This window comes from Winogradskyella undariae (assembly GCF_013285155.1).
Classification (GTDB): domain Bacteria; phylum Bacteroidota; class Bacteroidia; order Flavobacteriales; family Flavobacteriaceae; genus Winogradskyella; species Winogradskyella undariae.
On sequence record NZ_JABTEL010000003.1, the window covers coordinates 237,853 to 259,959 of the forward strand.

20 protein-coding genes and 1 pseudogene are annotated in these 22,107 nt (G+C 29.8%); all 21 read left to right on the forward strand.

Going from position 1 to position 22,107, the window contains the following annotated elements; translation table 11 throughout:
* The first annotated feature begins 12 nt into the window (after positions 1-12).
* Positions 13-1,296 carry an ABC transporter ATP-binding protein gene (locus tag HSX10_RS05510; RefSeq protein ID WP_173587204.1) on the forward strand — a complete coding sequence of 428 codons (1,284 nt, stop codon included), beginning with the start codon at positions 13-15 and terminating at the stop codon, positions 1,294-1,296.
* A complete protein-coding gene (locus HSX10_RS05515) occupies positions 1,286-2,086 on the forward strand; it encodes a sulfotransferase (protein ID WP_173587205.1) in 801 nt (266 codons plus the stop codon). The genes HSX10_RS05510 and HSX10_RS05515 overlap by 11 nt, the downstream gene beginning before the upstream one ends.
* A gap of 70 nt (positions 2,087-2,156) precedes the next feature.
* Positions 2,157-3,209, forward strand: coding sequence for a glycosyltransferase (locus HSX10_RS05520; protein WP_173587206.1), 1,053 nt, complete (start codon positions 2,157-2,159; stop codon positions 3,207-3,209).
* A gap of 218 nt (positions 3,210-3,427) precedes the next feature.
* Positions 3,428-4,327, forward strand: a complete 900-nt coding sequence (locus HSX10_RS05525) for a glycosyltransferase (RefSeq protein ID WP_173587207.1) — start codon at positions 3,428-3,430, stop codon at positions 4,325-4,327.
* A gap of 9 nt (positions 4,328-4,336) precedes the next feature.
* Positions 4,337-5,008 carry a DUF1919 domain-containing protein gene (locus HSX10_RS05530; RefSeq protein WP_173587208.1) on the forward strand — a complete coding sequence of 224 codons (672 nt, stop codon included), beginning with the start codon at positions 4,337-4,339 and terminating at the stop codon, positions 5,006-5,008.
* A gap of 1 nt (position 5,009) precedes the next feature.
* Positions 5,010-6,149, forward strand: a complete 1,140-nt coding sequence (locus HSX10_RS05535) for a glycosyltransferase (RefSeq protein WP_173587209.1) — start codon at positions 5,010-5,012, stop codon at positions 6,147-6,149.
* 36 nt (positions 6,150-6,185) lie between these two features.
* Positions 6,186-7,004, forward strand: a complete 819-nt coding sequence (locus HSX10_RS05540; protein ID WP_173587210.1) for a hypothetical protein — start codon at positions 6,186-6,188, stop codon at positions 7,002-7,004.
* Between the two features lie 2 nt (positions 7,005-7,006).
* Positions 7,007-7,987: a glycosyltransferase gene (locus tag HSX10_RS05545; RefSeq protein WP_173587211.1), complete on the forward strand. Its 981-nt coding sequence runs from the start codon at positions 7,007-7,009 to the stop codon at positions 7,985-7,987.
* Entirely contained in the window at positions 7,968-8,921 is a 954-nt protein-coding gene (locus HSX10_RS05550; RefSeq protein ID WP_173587212.1) for a glycosyl transferase, read from the forward strand. The genes HSX10_RS05545 and HSX10_RS05550 overlap by 20 nt, the downstream gene beginning before the upstream one ends.
* 285 nt (positions 8,922-9,206) lie before the next feature.
* A pseudogene (locus tag HSX10_RS05555) lies at positions 9,207-10,654 on the forward strand (MBOAT family O-acyltransferase).
* Between the two features lie 9 nt (positions 10,655-10,663).
* Entirely contained in the window at positions 10,664-11,596 is a 933-nt protein-coding gene (locus HSX10_RS05560; RefSeq protein WP_173587213.1) for a hypothetical protein, read from the forward strand.
* Positions 11,597-11,692: 96 nt separating this feature from the next.
* The gene (locus HSX10_RS05565) at positions 11,693-12,583 is read left to right on the forward strand and encodes a glycosyltransferase family 2 protein (protein WP_217363236.1); all 891 of its coding nucleotides are present in this window, start codon (positions 11,693-11,695) and stop codon (positions 12,581-12,583) included.
* Positions 12,580-13,731, forward strand: a complete 1,152-nt coding sequence (locus HSX10_RS05570) for a glycosyltransferase (protein ID WP_173587214.1) — start codon at positions 12,580-12,582, stop codon at positions 13,729-13,731. The genes HSX10_RS05565 and HSX10_RS05570 overlap by 4 nt, the downstream gene beginning before the upstream one ends.
* 8 nt (positions 13,732-13,739) lie before the next feature.
* Positions 13,740-14,684, forward strand: coding sequence for a glycosyltransferase family 2 protein (locus HSX10_RS05575; protein ID WP_173587215.1), 945 nt, complete (start codon positions 13,740-13,742; stop codon positions 14,682-14,684).
* A gap of 28 nt (positions 14,685-14,712) precedes the next feature.
* Positions 14,713-15,225, forward strand: a complete 513-nt coding sequence (locus HSX10_RS05580) for an acyltransferase (protein ID WP_173587216.1) — start codon at positions 14,713-14,715, stop codon at positions 15,223-15,225.
* Between the two features lie 18 nt (positions 15,226-15,243).
* Entirely contained in the window at positions 15,244-16,542 is a 1,299-nt protein-coding gene (locus HSX10_RS05585; RefSeq protein WP_173587217.1) for a glycosyltransferase, read from the forward strand.
* A gap of 5 nt (positions 16,543-16,547) precedes the next feature.
* Positions 16,548-17,519, forward strand: a complete 972-nt coding sequence (locus HSX10_RS05590) for a sulfotransferase domain-containing protein (RefSeq protein WP_173587218.1) — start codon at positions 16,548-16,550, stop codon at positions 17,517-17,519.
* Positions 17,520-17,532: 13 nt separating this feature from the next.
* Entirely contained in the window at positions 17,533-18,804 is a 1,272-nt protein-coding gene (locus HSX10_RS05595) for a glycosyltransferase family protein (protein ID WP_173587219.1), read from the forward strand.
* A gap of 14 nt (positions 18,805-18,818) precedes the next feature.
* A complete protein-coding gene (locus HSX10_RS05600; protein WP_173587220.1) occupies positions 18,819-20,066 on the forward strand; it encodes a glycosyltransferase family protein in 1,248 nt (415 codons plus the stop codon).
* Positions 20,067-20,076: 10 nt separating this feature from the next.
* On the forward strand, positions 20,077-20,931 hold the full coding sequence (locus HSX10_RS05605; RefSeq protein WP_173587221.1) for an alpha-1,2-fucosyltransferase: 855 nt from the start codon (positions 20,077-20,079) through the stop codon (positions 20,929-20,931).
* Between the two features lies 1 nt (position 20,932).
* The gene (locus HSX10_RS05610; protein ID WP_173587222.1) at positions 20,933-22,102 is read left to right on the forward strand and encodes a glycosyltransferase family 4 protein; all 1,170 of its coding nucleotides are present in this window, start codon (positions 20,933-20,935) and stop codon (positions 22,100-22,102) included.
* Positions 22,103-22,107: the final 5 nt, after the last annotated feature.

The window sequence follows — 22,107 nt, forward strand, 5'->3', positions numbered from 1 at the left end:
TAAATATTTAAGATGAAACCAGCTATAAAAATAGAAAACTTAAGTAAACAGTATCGTTTAGGTACTGTAGGGACAGGCTCCTTTGCTCACGATTTAAATCGTTGGTGGCATACCGTTAGAGGTAAGGAAGATCCTTACTTAGAAATTGGAGAAGCTAATGATAGAGCTAATAAAGGCGAGTCTGATTATGTGTGGGCTTTAAAAGATATCAATTTTGAAGTAAAACCAGGAGATGTTCTTGGTATTATAGGAAAGAATGGCGCAGGGAAATCAACATTATTAAAATTATTAAGTCGTGTAACCAGACCAACAACAGGAAGTATTAAAGCTCGCGGACGTATAGCATCTTTATTAGAGGTGGGTACAGGATTTCACCCCGAATTAACAGGACGTGAGAATGTGTTTCTTAATGGTGCTATCATGGGAATGAATAAACAAGAAATTCGTTCTAAGTTTGATGAAATTGTTGAGTTTGCAGGCTGTGAACGTTATATAGATACGCCTGTTAAGCGTTATTCTTCAGGTATGTATGTGCGGTTAGCGTTTGCTGTAGCTGCTCATTTAGAGCCTGAAATACTTATAGTAGATGAGGTTTTAGCCGTAGGTGATGCCGAATTTCAGAAAAAAGCTATTGAAAAAATGAAAGATGTCTCAAAAGGAGGGAAACGAACTGTTTTGTTTGTGAGTCATAATATGGCATCTGTTAAGGCCCTGTGTAATAGGGGGTTGGTTATGCAAAATGGAACAACTGTTTTTAGTGGAGATGTAGATGATTCAATAAATTATTATTTAAGAAAAGACATTAAAGAAAATCATTCAAGTTTAAAAGATATTAAACAAAGAGCAGGTAATTCTAAATTGGTGTTTTCTGAAATTAAGCTTTTAAATAAGGAGGGATTAGAAATTACTAATGCTATTTTGGGAGGTTATACTATATTTTCTTTAAAATTAGAATCTTTACAAGTCGTAAATAATTTAGAAATAAGAATTCAAATAATTGATGGTTTTGGAAATATTGTGTCAACTCTAAATAATTTTCATAGTGCTGATTTATTTCAAAATATAAATAATGAAATAGTAGCCAACTGTATTTTTGAAAACATACCTTTACTTCCTGGAGAATATACTCTAAGTTTGAGAGCTAGAGATCAGATTGATAAGGTACTTTTTGATGAATTAGAAAGTTGTTTTTTGTTTAAAGTAGAATCAGGGGATTATTTTGGAACTGGACGTATCCCAATAGTAAAACAAGGTGTTATTATAGATCATAAGTGGGAAGTTTTAGATGAAAAATAATATACTATTAATTGTAGGAATGCATAGATCGGGGACCTCTTTAGTATCCCAATGGATTAATGCTTGCGGTTTAAATTTAGGTGACGAGTTGCATGCGGCTAGTCAATATAATATTAAAGGCTACTATGAAGATTTAGATTTTTTAAACTTTCATAAAAAGGTTTTAAATGAAATTAATTCAGATCCATCGGGGCATGAGAGTTTAGATAAAATAGATAATATTATTTTGAAAGATGATCATCTAGATGAAATTCGAGGTATTATTAGTGAGAAAAGTTTAAAAAGAGAACAATGGGGTTGGAAAGAGCCAAGAACATGTCTTTTTTTAAAATATTATTTAGAGATTATTGATAACCCAAAATTTTTAGTTGTTTATAGAGACGTGACTAGTGTTGTTAATTCATTAATGAAAAGGCAACAAAAAATACCGGTTATGCGTAAGGGCAGAAATTTTCTGTTAAACTATATTTGTAATCGACCGAAAAAAAGAGAATATATTAAAGATTATAACCATTATGTTGCTGTTTGGGTTGAGTATAATATACAGATATTGAAACGTTTAAGGGGTAATGAGAATGTGGTATTCGTTAATTACAATAAACTAATCGATGCAGATGAACTTGTTTTCCAAAAATTAACTGAATGGGGGTTTAATCTAAATAAGGTAAAGTTTTCTACCATATTTAAAGCAGGTTTAATGAATAATTTTAAAAATGAAAATTATTTGTTAACCAAAAAAAATAAAAAAGCAGTAATTGAAATTAATAAGCAATTTAATGAACTTACATAATAAAAAAATTGTTATAATTTCTCCGAATAAAAATGCATATTCTGAAACTTTTATTCAAATGCATAGGAAGATGTTACAAGGTAAGGTTGAGTATTTATATGATGATTTTGTGCCAAAAGAATCGGAAAAAGAGGGGGCTTTACTAAAATATTATTATACCCATAATTACAGAAACAAGTTATACAGACTACTACCTAGTTTTATTTATGAAAGAAAAATAGGCAACAAGTTAGACAATGTAGTTTTTTTGGAGTATTATTTAAAGCATAAAAAAATAGATGTTGTATTGGCCGAATACGGAATTACGGGTGCTAAATTGGCTCCTATTTGTGCTAAATTAAATATAAAGTTAATTACTCATTTTCATGGTTTCGATGCTTCCGTTTATAGTGTTTTAAGTAAATATAAGCGTGAGTATAACTACATGTTTTTTAATGCGACAAAAATAATTGCTGTTTCAAAAGTTATGTATAATCAACTTTTAAAATTAGGGTGTCCGGAAGACAAATTAATTTTAAATCACTATGGTCCAAATCCAATATTTTTTGAAAGAGTTCAAAATAAAATATCTAATCATTTTATCGCTGTAGGGAGATTCACAGATAAAAAAGCCCCTTATTATACTATTTTAGCTTTCAATGAAGTTCTTAAAAAACATCCTTCTGCAAAATTGACTATTGCAGGAGATGGGGAACTATTCGATGTTTGTAACAATTTAATTAATGCCTTGGGGTTAAATGACTCTGTAAATTTACCAGGAGCAATTTCTCCTGAAGATTTATCTAATTTATTTGAAAATTCTATAGCTTTTGTTCAGCATTCAATTACAGCTAAAAATGGAGATATGGAAGGAACACCTTTAGCTGTCTTAGAATCTGGAGCTGCTAATTTGCCAGTCATATCTACAATTCATGCCGGAATTCCTGATGTAGTAATACATGGAGAAACTGGATTTTTAGTAAATGAGCATGATTATCATTCTATGGCAGAATACATGATTAAATTATTAGACAATCCACAGTTGGCTAAACAAATGGGGACTAAAGCGAGAAAAAGAATTGAATCAAATTTTAATATAGAAAAACATATAAGTATAATTCAAGATATAATTGATAATTCATAAATATAAAAGAAGGCTAACTATTAGAAATCAAAATTGTATTATTTCTTTTCCTAGCATCAATCTTATAGAATTTTAAAAGGAATTGATGTTATTTAAGATGATGTATTTCATTCATTAATTTTATTTTTCATTTCTGCACGAGGATATAGCTGTGTTCACCTAATAATAGATTAGGTCTTAATCGAAAGAATTTTTTTAATAAAGTAAAAGCTTAAAAAATGTTATTTTCTATACTAATAGCAAATTATAACAATGGGGATTACCTAAAAGATGCTGTTCAAAGTGTTAAGGAACAAACACATGATAATTGGGAGATTATTATTGTAGACGATTGTTCTACTGATGGTGGATTTGACTCTTTCAATGCTGAGAATACAGATAAAAGGATAACATGCTATACCAATACTAAAAATATGGGTTGCGGTTTTACTAAAGCGCGGTGTGTTGAATTAGCAACAGGTAGTGTCTGTGGGTTTTTAGATGGTGATGATAAGCTTACAAAAACGGCACTTGAAGATCTGTTGTTATTACACCGTAAGAACCCTAATGCTAGTTTAATTTACTCTCAGAGTTACCTTTGTAATGAAGATTTAGAGATTGTTAAAATTAATGATCTGATTGGAGCTATACCTCAAGGTGCGTCGTATTTAGACTCGTTATTTGGTTCACCATTAGTAAATCACTTTGCTACTTTTAAACGTGAAGCATATTTAAAGACCAAGGGAATCCGAAAAAATTTAAAACGTGCAGTAGACCAAGATTTGTATTTCAAATTGGAAGAGCAAGGTGATCTTATATTTTTAGAGAAACCGTTGTATTTATACCGGTATTTAAGAACAGATGGTAAAGACGGAATTTCTACAGGACCTAATAAGCGGTTAGCTAAAGAAGATTATTTTATTGTTTTTTATGAAGCTTTACAACGTAGATTAAAGCGGGGTATCAAAATACCTAAAAAAACTACTGATGGTTATAGGCGGTTAGTTATAGATTTTTATGTCTTTAAAATAAAAAACAGTAAAAACTTCTTTGATAAATTAAAAGCTTTATTGGACTCGTTAAAGTACGGAGGTACTAAAGATCGTTTAAATTATAGGATTGGTTTATTACTAAAATAAAAATATAATATGAGGCTTTTAAAATCTATTAGATTCAGATATTATCATTATAAAAAACAACAAGAAGCTAAAAAAATCGCGAAATTAAAAGAGGAACATAAAAATTATATAGATGATTTTAAGGTAGATAACTTTACTATAATTTCTGCTAACTGTTGGGGAGGATCTGTTTATGAAGATTTAAATATACCTTATCAATCGCCCACCATAGGGCTTTTTTTTTATGCAGAAGATTATATAGAATTTTTGAATAAACTAAAATATTATATGGAATGCCCTTTATCATTTAAGAATACATCTAAATACAAGGAAGCCAATCTTTTTAGAACTGAAAAATATGCTTATCCCATAGGCATATTAGATAATAAAATTGAAATTCATTTTTTACATTACAAAACAGAAGAAGAGGCTCGATCTAAATGGGAAAGAAGAGCTAAACGAATTCATTGGGATAATATTTTCATAGCCTGTACAGATCGAGATCGAATGACTTTAGAATTAATGGAAGAATTCGATAACTTACCATACGATAAAAAAGTATTATTTACAGCTAAGAAACTAAAACATATATCTTCAGCAGTACAAATTACAGCTTATAGAAAGGAAGAAGTTGTTGGAGATATATATAACGAGAGATATCATGTTAGTAAAGATTTTAATATTCAAAATTGGTTAGAGTAATATGAAAATTGGAATTATTTCAATAATGGAAGGCTATCCTTGGGGAGGAAGTGAGGAATTGTGGTATAATATGGCTATTCAAGCAGTAGAATCTAATCATGAAGTATTAGTCTCTTATAAATTGTGGGATGAATTACCTGAAAAATTAAAAATACTACAAGAAAAATATGGTGTAGAAATCTTAACTCGTAATAACAGAACGATATACCCAAGTGTTTGGCAACGTGGTTTAGGGAAATTGATGAATAAAGCTTCAGAAAATAAAAGGATTAATAATTTTGAAGATATAATTGATCGTAATCCAGACATTCTCTTCATTAATGAAGGCGCTTTTACCAGTATTTTACATTTTCCTGACTTATATAATTTATTACTGCAAAACTCAATTCCATATATAATTTTATCTCATCAGAATAGGGAATATGGAGCAATTCCAGAGGATAAGTTTTTGCTAGCTAACAAAATTTATCAAAATGCAAAAAAAGTCTTATTTGTTAGTGAACGTAATAAAGAGATGGCAGATATTCTTTTAGCTAAAAGTTTAAAAAATAGCAAAGTAGTTTTAAACCCTGTTAATTTAACTAAAGTTGAAAAAATACCATTTCCCGTAACTACAATAATGAAATTAGCAACTGTAGGCAGGTTACAATGTGCACAAAAAGGGCATGACATTTTATTAAGAGCCTTATCTAAATTAAAAAGTAAATTTAATTTTCAGTTAACATTTTATGGTACTGGTGAAGATGAATTCTATCTAAAACAGTTAACTAAATATCTTGATTTAGAAGCACAAATTATATTTTCAGGATATGAAAAGGATGTAAGAAGTATTTGGAAAGATAATCAGTTATTAGTTTTATCATCACATTATGAAGGGATGCCTTTAGTAGTTGTTGAGGCTATGTTGTGTGGTAGAACTTGTGTAGTTACAGATGTCGCAGGTCATTCAGAATGGATAGAACATAATATTAATGGTTTTATCTCTAAAACCCCAAATGTAAATGAGCTAAAGGTCACTTTAGAAACCGCTTTTAATAATTTTAAAAGTTGGGAAACTATGGGTAAGGTTGCTTTTGAGGTGGCCACAAATAAATATTCGAATCATCCAGGGCAGGAATTATTGAAAACTATTTTAGATTAAATCATGGTTTGGCTTTGTTTTAAATAAATTTATACAATGATAAAGAAACTAAAATATAAAATAATACAATCTTTTTATCGAAATTGTAAATCTAAACCAAAAGGGGTGGCAATGTTTCATTTTGGGAGATGTGGTAGTACTGTTGTTAGTGAACTTTTAAATCAGAATAAAAACATAAAATGGGATAATGAGTTATTTCAGATTATTAAGTTAGGTAAGAAAAAACCTTTTGATGTAAAGTATGAAAGTGATATGTTCCAAATTTTGATTAATCGATATTCTAGAACTAAAGAGGTGTTTTATGGTTTTGAAACTAAAGCTATTAACGAAGCTCATTTGGGGAAAGATTTTTTAAATATGGACTTTGAATTATATTTAGATAAATTGGTGAAATTGGGATTTAAAAAGTTTGTGATTCTAAAAAGAAGAAACTATTTTAAACAAGTGTTTTCTATTGCAAGAGGAATTGAAAACAAACAATTTCATTTTAAAAATGAAGACAAATTAAAAATAAATAAAATTAATTTTAACCCAGAAAAAGTTACGTATGGTGACTTCAAAGGTGATTTATTAGAGGTTTTTAAACGTTTTGAAAATCAATACCAACACATTGAAAATTTAATAAAGTCTAAAGGATTAGATTACTTAGAATTATTTTATGAAGATCATATTGAAAAAGATCCAACTGTTTCATATGGTTTAATTTGTGAATATCTTGGAGTACAATTATTTGATGAAGTAAGTATTCAACAAAAAAAAATTGCGCATAAAAATATCTTCGATGAAATCAAGGATCCAGAGCTAGTAAAGAATTATTTACTGGATACGGAATATAGTTGGATGTTAAATAGTTAATTATGAATTTATCAATAATCACATGTACATATAATCCCAATAGAGCGGTTTTTGATCGGCTGATTAGCTCTGTTTCAAAATTAAAAAAAACTAATAACATCAGTGTTGAATGGATCGTAGTTGATAATAATTCAAAAAATAAAATTGAAGCTAATTTTGATTTTTCAAATGTTAAGATTCCTTTCTCACACGTCATTGAAAGAAAACCTGGGCTTACAGCTGCCAGGATTTCCGGAATTAATTCGGCAAAAGGAGATTGGTTAGTTTTTTTTGATGATGATAATGAACCAAATAATAATTATTTAATTGAATCGGTTGAATTAATATTGAATTACCCAAAAGTTAAGTGTTGGGGTGCGGGTAATATTAATGTTTGTTTCGAAGATAAAAATGTTAATAGTTGGGTAATTAAACAAAAAAAGATTTTTCAAGAACGTCATGTAATTGGAGAAATAATTCAGAATTCAGAAGTGTGGAATGAGAATTATCCGCAAGGAACTGGACAATTAATAGAAAAGAAAATAATCTTAGATTATTTAGATAAGGTTGATTCAGGTTTGTACTCATTAAGTGATAGAAAAGGTAAAAGTTTAAGTAGTGGGGGTGATGTTCAAATTGCTTTAAATGTTATTAAAAAGGGTTATAAAGTTGGAGTTAGTGAAAAGTTAATATTAAATCATAATATAGAGTCTAACAAGTCTACATTTGAATACATAAATAGATTGATTTATGGAATGGCTTCTGGAGCAATTGTTTCCCATCAGCAAGTTTTTCCTAAAAAACAAAGTCCTAGGAATATATCAAACTTAGATGTTTTTTATGTTTTTTTAAATTATTTAAGACAGTATAAATTTAAATCCTTAAATAAAGATAATCAATTAATATTAGCCCAAAGATTTGGTGATTTAAATGCTCAAAATTTGGCGTCTCATAAAAAAACTAACCCTAAATTATTAGAGATTTTTGAAAAAAGATATATTTAATACTCCTATCTTAATTATTTGCTTTAATAGGCCACAATATATTAGTAAACAAGTCGAAGCGATTAAATTAGCTCTTCCTAGCACGATATATATATATAGTGATGGACCAAGGCAAAATAATTTAGATGATATTAGGAAAACTAAAAAGGTTATAACACTTTATAATGAATTGATAGACTGGGAATGTGATGTTAAATTTTTTTCTAATGAAAAAAATTTAGGATGTTCTAGAGGCCCCATATCAGCAATGTCTTGGTTTTTTAATCATGTTGAAATGGGAATTATTCTAGAAGACGATATTATTCCAAGTATCGACTTTTTTAAATTCAGTCAAGAAATGTTAGAAAATTATAGAGATGATAGAAGAGTAATTTCTATTAGTGGATGTAATTTAGGATTTGAGGGAGTTCCTAATAGTTATTTTTACTCAAATATTATGAACATGTGGGGATGGGCCACTTGGAGAGACCGGTTTGAAGAAGTTGATTTTGATATGACCTCTTGGGAAGGGAAAAGAAATAAATTATATTTTTTATATGATAAATTAAAAAATGGAACTTTTGATTTGGATATTAATTGGTGGATATATTGGAAAACAATATTTGACAAAACTGTTAGTTTTTCTAAAGATCGGGTTACTTGGTGGGATTATCAATTTATTTATCATCAATTAAATAATAATCAATACAGTATTTTTCCAAATAGAAATTTAATAAAGAATATTGGATTTGATTCTGATGCGACGCATACAGGACAAATAAACAATCCAGTAAGATTTCTTAAATCAAAACAATTAGATTTTCCAATTCAAGTCAATAATGAATTGAAAAATAATAAAGAATTTTATGAGTTTTTTTTAAAACCTTTATGGGCATTTTATAATCGACCTAATTGGAAATTTTATTTTGGTAAATTATTTAAAAAAAACAAATAGAATCTATAATTATAAATTAAATTATTTATTGTAATTAGAAAATTTAGTTCCTTGATTATCGCTATTACTATAAATTATTAAAATAACACTTAACTTAAGTTGAAAATATTATATAAAAGAATTTGAAAACATACCCCAAAATATCCATAGTAACCCCTATCTCTATCCCAATATAATATATTGGGAAATTATTCAATGAGTTTAAATTAAAACTCATTGATATTAGAAAATATAAACGAAAAGGGGTGATATTATAAAATCACCATTACAGAATAAACATAACAAATGCTTTTTAATTCCATAGACTTTACTATTTTTCTACCAATTGTTTTTATTATTTATTGGTTAATTCCTGAAAAAAATCTAAAAACACAAAATTTATTGATTGTTATCTCTAGTTTTGTTTTTTACGGTTGGTGGGATTGGAGATTTTTATTCTTGATTGTATTTAGTATTTTGGTAGATTACAGTATAGGTAGACGACTTCAAAAAGAAGAAAAGACATCAAAACGTAAACTATTACTGTGGACCAGTATAGCAGTGAATATAGGCTTTTTAGGTTTTTTTAAATATTATAATTTTTTTGTAGAGAATTTTGTACATGCCTTTAGCTTTTTTGGGCACCCCATACAGTCTAATACATTAAATATTATATTACCAGTAGGGATTAGTTTTTATACTTTTCAAACTTTAAGTTATACCATTGATGTTTATAAAAAGAAGTTAAACCCCACTAAAGACTTTATTGCTTTTTCTGCCTTTGTAAGTTTCTTTCCACAATTGGTTGCTGGTCCAATAGAACGTGCTACTAGTTTATTGCCTCAATTCAAAAAAAGCGATCATTTGATAGTATAAAAGTAATTGATGGTTTACGTCAAATTCTTTGGGGATTATTTAAAAAGGTCGTAATTGCTGATAATTGTGCAGAATATGCCAATTTAATTTTTAATAATTCAGATAACTATACTGGTAGTACATTAGTTTTAGGAGCTATATTTTTTGCGTTTCAAATTTACGGTGATTTTTCTGGATACTCGGATATTGCAATAGGAACATCTCGTCTTTTCGGGTTTAATCTCAAGCAAAACTTTGCATTCCCTTATTTTTCTAGAGATATAGCTGAATTTTGGAGAAGGTGGCATATTTCACTAACCACTTGGTTCAGAGATTATGTTTATATTCCTTTAGGCGGTAGTCGTGGAGGAATTTTGATGAAAGTAAGAAATACATTTATTATTTTCATTGTTAGTGGTTTTTGGCACGGAGCAAATTGGACATTTATTATTTGGGGGTTATTAAATGCCATTTATTTTCTACCTCTCTTACTTACTAATAACAATAGGAATAATTTGGCTGTTGTTGCTAAAGATAAATATTTACCCACTCCAAAAGAGTTTTTTTTAATTCTTATAACATTTTCAATGACCGTGCTTTCTTGGGTCTTTTTTAGAGCAGAAAATGTAGAACATGCTTTGCAATATATATTAGATATATTTAAAGACCCACAATCATTCTATACAATGGCTATTTACTACAATTATCGCACTATAATTTTATTAATTTTGTTTTTTATCATTTTAGAATGGTTTGGTAGAGAGAACCAATATGCGATTGAAAAAATTGGATTGAAATGGAAATGGTACTTTAGATGGTTTTTTTACTCTTTTATTGTTTTCTTAATAGGTATGTTTATGCAAACAGCCGAAACACCATTTATATACTTTCAATTTTAATGTAAAACTATGACTGTTTTTATCAAAAAATTCTTTAGCTTCTTATTGTTTTCTGCTGTTACTTACATAATTATTCTTTTTATTTGGGGTACTTTTATGCCGAGTTACTTGACGCCAAACTTAAATTATGTTAAAGGTTCTTATGGTCATACTTATACTAGATTACAAGATGTTAAGGACTATGAAAATATTGATATACTTTTCCTAGGTTCATCTCACACGTATCGTGGTTTTGATAATAGAATTTTTAATGCCTCAGGATTAAAGACATTTAATTTGGGGTCAAGTGCACAAACGCCTTTACAAACTATAACTTTGTTGAAAAGACATTTGACTAGATTAAGTCCAAAACTGGTGATTTATGACGTCTATCCTAACACCTTTATGGGAGATGGTGTGGAGTCATCTTTAGATATTATAAGCAATGAAAAAAATGACTTAAATAGTGTAAAAATGGCACTTTCTGTTAATCATCTTAAAGTGTATAACACATTGATTTATGCATTTTTACGTGATATATTTGATTGGCGTAAAAATTTTAAAGAATCCCTAGTTAAAGGAGACGATAATTACGTTAAAGGTGGTTTTGTAGAGAAAGAATTAGCATACTATAAAACCAAAACGTTATTGAGAAAGGAAATTAAATTTGATTCGACACAACTGGATGCGTTTAATGAGTGTCTCAGATTATTAGAAAAAAATAAAATTTCGGTTATTTTAGTTTATGTTCCTATAGCACCATCAAATTACAGTAGATATACTAATATTCGTGAATTTGATTCCGTGATGAGTGCTCATATGAAATATTTTAATTTTAATGAGAAACTTATATTAAATGATTCATTACATTTTTATGATCCCGATCACTTAAATCAAAATGGTGTAAAATTATTTAATAATAAATTAATTGAAATTCTAAATGAGGAAAAATTTAATAGATAAGTTTAAACTTGTCTTAATCCTAATTTATAGATAATTTTACCATAAAGTGACAAGCTATTATCTAATAATTAATTATTTATCTAAATTGAACATTTATTGAAGGATTTTAAAAAAATATCCATAGTTACCCCTACCTATAATCAAGGGCAATACATAGAAGAGACCATTAAGTCTGTATTAGACCAGAATTACCCTAACCTAGAATTCATTATCATGGATGGAGGGAGTACGGATAATACAGTTGAGGTTATTAAGAAATATGAAGAACACCTTACCTATTGGGTCAGCGAACCAGATAAAGGACAAGCTAATGCCATTAATAAAGGTTTAAAACGTTGTACTGGCGAAATTTTTAATTGGTTAAATTCTGATGATTATTTAGCTCCTAATGCGTTACTAAATATAGCCAAAGCATTTTCTGAACCAAACACCTCTGCTGTGGCAGGCAGAACCACCTATTTTGAAGATGGTGTTTATCAAGAACCCGAACAGTTATCTAATTTATCTCCAAGGGGATTAATGTTTTGGGAAGAAGGTACCGTTTTTGTTCAGCCAGGTCTATGGTTGTTAAGAGAAAATATTGAGGCTGTTGGTGGTCTTGATGAGTCACTACATTACTCATTTGATACAGATATGATTATACGATATTTGTCAGTGTATCCAAATGTTCGCTATATTAAAAATGATTTAGTTTTTTTTAGATTACATGATGAATCTAAAACAGTATCTCAGCCAGAGGGCTTTTTTGAAAATAAAATAAAGTATATCAATCGCATATTGCTAGACTCAAAGTTTCAACATATACACAGAATTTGTGATGAATGGTTAATTAAAGACAAATGGTCTAACCTATTAAAAGCACAAATAGTTTCAAATGATTCAAAGAGTAAAAGAGTAAAAGTAATTATTTCAAGCTTACTAACAGAACCAAAATATAAATGGAATAGAAAATCATTTGGTGCTCTTAAAAGAATTATTCTGTCATGAAATTACTTTTTATTTCTCATGATTCCGAATTAACAGGTGCTTCTAAATCCATGTTAGGCTTAATTATAGGTTTATTAAAAGAAGGGATTGAAGTTTTAGTAATACTTCCCGAATTAGGCCAACTTTCCAAACAATTAGAATCCTCTCATATTAATTTTTTAGTTTCAGGACATAGAGTAAATACCAGTTCTCTAGAATCGTCGTCATGGCCTAAATTAAAACAGCTTAGATTATTGAAATTTAAGATCCAACGCTTTGTGAAAAATATATTTTTAGCCTATAAATTTTCTAAGAAGCTCAAAAAAGAGTTCTACCCAGATTATATAATAACAAATACATCCACTACTAACTTTGGTGCTCTATTATCACTATTTTTAAAAACAAAACATATTTGGTATTTAAGAGAATTTGGGAGTTTGGACCATGGGTTTAAACAAGATTTTAATTCAATTTTTAAAATTTTATTACAAAAATCTAAATATGTTGTATGTATTTCTAAGGATTTAGAGCGGCATTATAAAAAACATTATAATATTAAAAACACCTATATAAATTATAATGGAATTTATAATAAAAACACATTGCTAAATCTTCACAAATCCTTAATTAAACCTACAAATTGTATTAACTTTATTTTTGTTGGTCAACTCACAAAAAGGAAAGGTATTTGGAAAGTTATCAACGCTTTTTTAAAGATGAATGAAACTGATACTGTGAAACTATTAATAGTTGGTAATGGTAATGAATTTGAAAGTATTGAGTTGTATATTAAAGAACAAAGATTAGAGGATAAAATTGAGTTATTAGGATATCAAGCTTATCCAGAGAAATATTATAAGCAAGCCCATTGCTTTATTATGGCTTCTGATAGAGAGGCTTTTGGAAGAACAACGGTAGAAGCTGTCGCTTATAATTGTTTTGTTATCGCAAATAATCAAGGGGCTACTAAAGAAATTTTGGAAGATAAAAAAGAGGCTCTTTATTTTGATGGCACGGTAGCGGATTTAACCTTACAAATGAATCATTTTCTATCCTTAAGAAAGGAACAAGTACAGTCTGTTAAGGATAGTGCTTTTCGTAAAGTTTTAAATGAATTTTCTCAAGAAGTAAACGTATTAAAGTTTAAATCAATTCTACGCTCACATTAATTAATATTATGAACCCGAAAGTAACCATAGCGACCATTACCTATAATTCATCTAAGTATGTAAGGAAATCCATAGAAAGTGTATTAGCACAAAGTTTTACTGATTTCGAATATTTAATTTCTGATGATTGCTCAACGGATAACACATGGGATATTGTTAAAGAATACAAAGACCCTAGAATTCGTGCTTGGCGTAATGAAACCAATTTAAGAGAATATCCTAACCGGAATAAAACGCTTTTTGAAGCTAAAGGAGAGTATATAATTTGGATTGACGGCGATGATATATTTTATCCGCATGGATTAGAATTTATGGTGAAAATGCTTGATGCATTTCCTAATTCGGCCATGGCATGTGCAAGACCACATTGGGATAATATGGTATATCCTTATGAGTTAACACCAAAGGAAGCTTTTAGATATGAGTTTTTAGGGAGTCCTATTTTAGTTAATGGATTTCCTGATACTTTAATTCGAACAAAAGCGTTAAAAGCCTTAAATGGATTTCCAACAGATGTAATCTCAGGCGATACTTACTCTAAAAGAATGTTGGCTTTTAAAAATAATGTTTTGTTGATTAATCAACAGGTTTCTTGGTGGCGAAGAACTCCAGATCAAGCATCTTCAAAGTTATATTCAATTCAGGGAGTCTTAAATACCTTTGAAAGTAGTATTGTCATAATTGACAATGAAGACTGTCCGTTAGATGCATCTGAGAAAGCTATGGCTAAAGAATTGATGCGGATTGGAATGGCTAATTATCTTATTAAAAACCAGCTATTTTTAGGAAAAATAATGACTGTATTTAAGATAAAGAAAAGGTTAAAATTAAAATTATTCCATTTTTATAAAGCCGTTAACAAACGTGATTTCTTTTATACTACAGGATCTGGAGTTGATCCATTACTATTAGATTTTTGTAAAAATCCATATGCCTCAAATTATGAACGTTAATAAAAAAATCCGATCAATTTATTATCGTTTGAATGAAATCAAATTCTTTTATTCAAGGTTTAAATTATCGCTACTTTATAAAGACTGTGTTACAGTTGGTAAAAATTTTAAAGCTAAAAATTTAGATATTCAATTACATCCTGAAAATGCTAAGATTACCTTTGGAGATGATGTTCAACTTAGAGAACATGCCGTATTTCGATTAGGTAAAAATTCTAGTGTAGAAATAAAAGATGGTTTTTTTACAAATAAAGGCCTTTCTATTAATGCTTTAGGTCGTGTAGCTATTGGTAGTAATACCATTATAGGTGAGGATGTTAAAATCTATGACCATAATCATGGTTATAAAAATAAAGCCTTGCTTATAAAAAATCAACCATACTCTATAGGAAGCGTAGAAATAGGAGATAATTGTTGGATAGGCTCAAATGTGGTTATTCTTAAAAATGTTAATATAGGAGATAATTGTATAATAGGGGCAAACTGTGTTGTGTATAAAAGTTTAAAAGCTAATAGTTTAGTTAATTTGTCAACTATATAAATGTATTAATTCACTAAAATGAAAATTCTTTTTACATTAGAGTCATTTTTTCCAACACATCGTGCTGGGACAGAAGTGTATGTTTTAAATTTATGCAACTATTTTAAAGCTAAAGGCCATGATGTAAGTGTTTTAATAACCTCTTCAGAGGGGCTTAAGGATTATTCTTATGAAGGGATTCCTATCCATGTATTTGACATTCCTAAACATGCTATTGCAGAAGAATTAAATGGTTTAATGCCACCTCGAGGTATAGAAGCTTTTAAAGTTAAATTATTAGAATTACAACCAGACCTCATACACTTTCATTCTTTTGGTCGTGCTATAAATAGTTATCATTTAAAAGAAGCTAAAGCACTAGGAATTAGAACGGTATTTACGCCACATTTAGGAAGTTTATTCTGTATTAATGGAGATATGCGATTATACGGAAAGGCTAATTGTAATGGTGAAGTTATTGAATCAAGATGTTTGAGTTGTAATTTAAAGCAAAAGGGATATTCCGTTCATTTGTCTAAGATTTTAGGACCAATTATCCATAAAGCTACACATTTTAATCCCATTGAAAATAAATTGCCAGCGGCATTTTATCAGGCCAAACACCGCTTTTCTGAACTAAAAAGAATCAACCAATATGCGGATGTTATTTTTTCTATCGCACCATGGATTCAAAAAGCATTTGAAGCAAACGGAGTTACTAAAGCCCAACTAATACCACAAGGGATTAGTCCTGTGTTTTTTAAGGCATTTCATAAAACTCAATTTGATCCTAAGCTTATAAAATTTGTGTTTATAGGGCGTACACATTCATCAAAAGGGCTTCATATTTTAAGAGACGCTTGGAACGCGCTTTCAAACCCTAATGCAGAATTACATATTATTACAAATCCATCAGGCGGTGAACAAACTTATTATGACGACCATAAACAATGGGCTCAGTCTAAAACTAATATTATTTGGAATGAAGCCTTAAAACAAGAAGAAGTAGCCTCATATTTGAATGGAATGGATGTATTAATTTTACCTTCAATTTCAAATGAAGTAGCTCCATTAGTCATTTTAGAAGCTGCCACAAGAAAAATACCTGTAATTGCTTCTGATTACGTGGCCATGAAAGATCTTATTCAACATGATATGGATGGCTTATTATTTAAAAATGAAGATGATGAAGATCTAAAAAATCAAATTTATCAAATTATTGAATCTCCTAACCTTATCGGTAAATATTCTAAGGCGATTAAAAAAACACATTCTATGAATCAAGTCGCAGAAATTATAGAAGTAAAGTTTAAAGAACTGTTTAATTATACAAAATAATACGAATGAGTAAAACTAAAAAATTATTAAAAATTGTAAATTATCTTGGGTTTTACATTTATAAATATCCATTTCTTATTAAGAGAAAATTCTCTAAGGCTTCTCAAAATATTATTATTTTTGCTTCACCCCGAGGCGGGTCTACCTTTTTGATGGAGTTCATTGCTCGAAATCAAGATTCCACGATAATTTATGAACCGTTATACCCCAATTTTTTTAAAGAATTGAAAGTATTAAAATTTGAATGGAATAATTATATAGAAGAAAAGACAAAGGATAACAAAGCGTTTTTATTCTTTGAGAATTTGTTTAATCAAAGAATCATTAGCTTTAAACCATATTCTGTAAATAATTATTGGCAATCTCTGCGCTCAAAAATAAATGTTTTTAAAATTATTAGAGGCAATTTAATGTTGCCCTATTTAGTAAATAACTTTGAATTAAAGCCTATTTTCTTTGTAAGAAGCCCTTATGCCACTGTTGCTAGTCAACTTAATCATCCTGGTTGGGCTTGGGTGCTAAAGGATTGTAAATACCATTTGCCTAGGGATAAAAGTACTAAGGCATATGTTTTAAAGTTTGGGGAAGCATTGAAAAAAGTAAATGCTCCGCATACAAGACTAGCTTTTGAATGGGCTCTTAATCATCAGTTGTGTCTTAATCATAAAAATAATAATGTTAAATGGCTAACGGTGTCTTATGAAAATTTAATTATAAATACAAACTTTGAAATAAATAGATTAAGTGATTGGTTAGATATTACGTTTAAAAATAAAAATATAAAGCAAGCAAGTCGTACAACTATTGGTGATTCCAAAAAAACTATATTATCTGGGAATCAATTAAATAATTGGAGAAAGCATTTGAATTCAAAGGAAATTGATGAAATAAGAGAAATATTGAATTTATGTGACATATATGCCTTTGATGATGAAAATGAAACTAACATAGATTTATTATATAAGAATGGCGTATAAACGTATATTGTTTTTGACAACTAGTAACTTAGCCACCAATCCGCGTCTTGTAAAAGAGGTGCAGTTGGCTTTACAATTCCAATATGGTGTTACCATAATGATGTTTAAACTTCATAATTGGAGTGACGCTAAAAGTATTCAGTTAAAAGATCAATTATTAAAAATTAATAATAACGACAAAAGTTATTTAAACATCGTAGAGATTGAAGCTATTCCTTCAAATAAGCTAAAATGGATTTTTTTAGGCGTTACAGAAAAATTGGCTAAAAAAGCCTCCGGTTTTCTTCCAAAATATTTAAAATTAAACGCTTTAGCAAATAATAGACGGTCGCTTCAGCTCTACCATCTCTCTCAAAAAATAAAAGATCAACCCGATCTTATTTGTGCTCATAATATGGGAGCTTTATATCCTGCTCATGAGTTAAGTGCGTTGTGGAACGTGCCTTTTGTTTTCGACGTAGAAGATTATCATCCAGGAGAAATTGTTTCAACAGATAGTGATGTGGCTAAAAAGCGTACTGAATTTTTGATGAAATCCTTATTACCAGGAGCTAAAAGTATAACATTTGCTAGTCCGCTTATTGCTCAATATACTTTAGATCTCATTAAGGGCCATGCTAGTCATGCTGTTGTGTTAAATGGGTTTAATGCTCATGAGTTCAGTTTGGTATCTGATTCAGAACATGATTTAAACCAAAAAGAAACGGCTTTAAAATTGGTTTGGTTTAGCCAAAAGATTAGTTTTGGACGCGGGTTAGAAGAATTATTTAATGCTTTAGATATCATATCCGAATCACATCCTAATATAAAAATTAGTTTAACACTTATAGGAGAATTGGATTCTAATTTTGATACCATAGAAATATCAAAAATTCGTAAAAAATTAGAAAACACTAATTTAAGCTTAATTATTAAGGGTCCTTTGGGGCAAAAAGAATTGCATGCAACATTAAGTCAATTTGATATTGGATTGGCGTTAGAATTTAATTCTAGAGATTTAAACCGGCAAATCTGTTTAACCAATAAAATTATCACTTATGCTCAAGCCGGATTGTATATTCTTGCAACAAATACAAAAGCTCAAGAGCAATTTATTACAGATTATCCTGAATTAGGCATATTGAGTGCACAATCTGAAGTTGAAATTTCAGAAACATTACTTCAGCTTTATAAAGAAAAAGATGATATTAGCGCAAATAAAGCCCTAAGATTTCAAAAAGGTAAGCATTTGAGTTGGGATTCAGAACAAATAAAAATTCAAGAACTTTGGAGTCAAATTCTATAAAAAAAAATAATGTTGTGAAAACAGTACTCATTATATATCCACATTGGGTTCCTGCTAATTTAGCTGGTGTTCAGCGACCACGATTAATAGGTAATTACTTAAAGGAATTTGGATGGAAACCATTACTACTAACAGTTGATTCTAAATATTATGAGGAAACTCCAGATCCTCATATTGCTAAAACAGCTTCAGAAGATATAGAGGTCATTTACACCAAAGCCTACAAAGTTTCAAAACCGCGAATCATAGGCGATATTGGATTAAGAGCCTTTCCATTTCTAAAAGCAAAAGCATTGCAGATATGTAAAGAGCGCAAAATAGATTGTATTTGGATTCCAATCCCATCGTTTTACACCGCTATTTTGGGGCGTATGATACATGATAAAACGGGAATTCCTTATGGGATTGATTATATAGATCCTTGGGTGCGTGATATCACCAATCAGAATGATAACCGCGCAAAATTAAGTCAGACTGTTGCCCGAACATTAGAACCTTACGCCGTAAAAAAAGCAGCGTTTATTACAGGCGTTTCGACACCTTATTATTGGCCAGTCATTGAGCGTAATTTTAAAACACCTCCTGTACATGCAGGAATGCCTTATGGGTTTGATCCTAACGATCATAAATTAAAACTAGACGATTTAAAAATGCCCTGGGATGGTATTGAGCATTGTAAACCTTGGATTTATGCAGGGGCTTTTCTTCCTAATTCACATTTGTTTATGGATTGTTTTTTTAAGGCGATTAAAACATTAAAAGATCAAGGGAATTGGGATGCCGACATTAAGTTGTTTTTTATAGGAACAGGACCTTATCCTGCTAAACGTATTACAGCCTATGCTGCAGATTATGGTTTAGAAGGTATTGTAATAGAACAAAGAGAGCGTCAACCTTTTTTACATATTTTAAACTATTTATCGCAAGCCGATCGTGTGCTGTTATTTGGAAGCACAGAACAACATTATACGGCTTCAAAAACCTTTCAGTGTTTATTAAGTGAACGTCCTTTATTTACGGTTTTACATGCCGAAAGTTCTGCGGTAAACGTTATTCAAGATGTTAAAGCCGATGCGTATTTTGTGCCTTATAATGAAGGTGATACCAAATCTAAAATTGTAGCAAAAATGGTAACCGTTTTAAATCCGTTTCAAAATGTTGCATCATGGGCGCCAGAATTACAGTCTTTAGATCAATATTCTTCAAAGCAATCTGCAAAAGTATTGGCAGAAGCTATGGACGAGGTTATAAATAAAAAATAAAGTAAAGATAATGAGTAATAAGGCGGAATTATATTTAAAGTTTCCAAGATATGGACTTTGTAATAAAATTATAACTTGGGCTAAAGCTTTTGTTTGGTGTAAAGAAAATGATGCAGATTTATTTGTAAAAAGTTGGGTACACGTTCCAATAGGAAGTGTCTTAAGAAGAGAAAAGGCTAAACGATGGTATAGAAATTTTTTTATCACTCCAAGTATGCCGTTCTTAAAAAAAATAAAATTTTTTAAAGCACCAATAATACATTCTATAGACGATGATAAAATTAAAGAGAATCAGTATTATAAATTTGAATCCACACCTTTAATTACAGATATCCCTTTACTTGCAAATTATAGAAATGAAATTATTACATCTTTTTTTGAGATGATTGAGGAAAAACATTTAAAAACTCTAGAACAAATAAAAAGCCCAATAATAGGAGTTCATATTAGAAGAGGTGATTTTATCACAAATGGTTCTGTTTTAGATTTAACTTATTACATCGATGTAATAAATGATTTACGAAAAATAAATGGTAATAATTTAGAAGTTGTGATATTTTCTGATGGTCATGAAAATGAGTTATTGAGTATTTTAGAATTACCAAACGTTTCATTGTTTAAAACCGTTAATGATTTAATAGATTTAATTGTATTATCAAGAAGTGAAATTTTAGTTACTACTAAAGGAAGTAGTTATAGCTATTGGGCTGGTTTTATTTCTGATGCTGCCGTTATACATCATCCGGAAACTTGGGTGAAGGAATGTAGACCTGAAAAAATTAATACTTTGAAATATGAAGGTGTATATCCTGAAGCCAATTGTTGGCCGGATTTACTTATTAAAAACATAAAGGTTATATCTTAGTTTGAAAAAAATAGCAATAGTTACTACGCATCCGATACAATATTATGCGCCTTGGTTTAAATTACTCGCTCAGAGACAAAATGTAGACGTAAAAGTCTTTTACACTTGGTCTCAAGCCGCAGGAGAAGTTAAAGATAAAACGTTTGGTAAAACTATTAAATGGGATATTCCTTTATTGGAAGGGTATGCTTATGAGTTTATAGAAAATATATCTAAAGATCCAGGAACGCATCATAAAAATGGGATCGATTGCCCGGAATTAAACACTAAAATTAATGACTGGCAACCCGATGCTATTTTAATATTTGGTTGGTATTTAAAGAGCCACTTTAAAGCGATGCAGTTTTTTAAGGGTAAAATCCCCGTTTGGTTTCGAGGCGATTCTACTTTGCTCGATGATACCCCAGGACTTAAACAACTATTACGAAAATATTATTTAACTTATATCTATCGATTTATAGATAAAGCCTTTTATGTGGGTTCTCAAAACAAGGCTTATTTTAAATCTGTAGGCTTAAAAGAACATCAATTGATATTGGCGCCACATGCGATCGATAATGCGCGCTTTAATGATTCTGAATCTAAACACTATGAAGACCAAGCCTTAGTATGGCGAAAAGCATTAGGTTATCAACCTGATGATTTAGTGATTTTATTTGCCGGTAAATTTGAATCTAAAAAGCAACCTGATTTTTTATTGAAAGCCGTTCAAAAAGCCAATAAAACTTTAAGGCACCCTTTAAAGTTGTTACTGGTTGGTCATGGCCCTTTAGAAGCGAATTTAAAATCACTATCTAAAAATGATTCTCATATAAAAATGATACCTTTCCAAAATCAGAGTAAAATGCCTATTTTGTACCGTTTAGGAAATGTATTTTGTTTGCCTTCAAAAGGTCCTGGGGAAACTTGGGGCTTAGCGATCAATGAAGCTATGGCCTCTTCTCGACCAGTTATATCTAGCACTAAAGTAGGTTGTGCTTCAGATGTTGTAAAGGAAGGTTCTAATGGTTATGTTTTTGATTCTAATGATGAGGCCACGTTATTAGAGGTGTTTCGTACGATCTCAATAGCCGATTTAAAGCTTATGGGACACCAGGCCAAAAAAGATATTACGCAATGGAATTTTAAAGCTATTGTTGAAGCTTTAGAACATAATTTAAAAGAAGGTTGAATTAA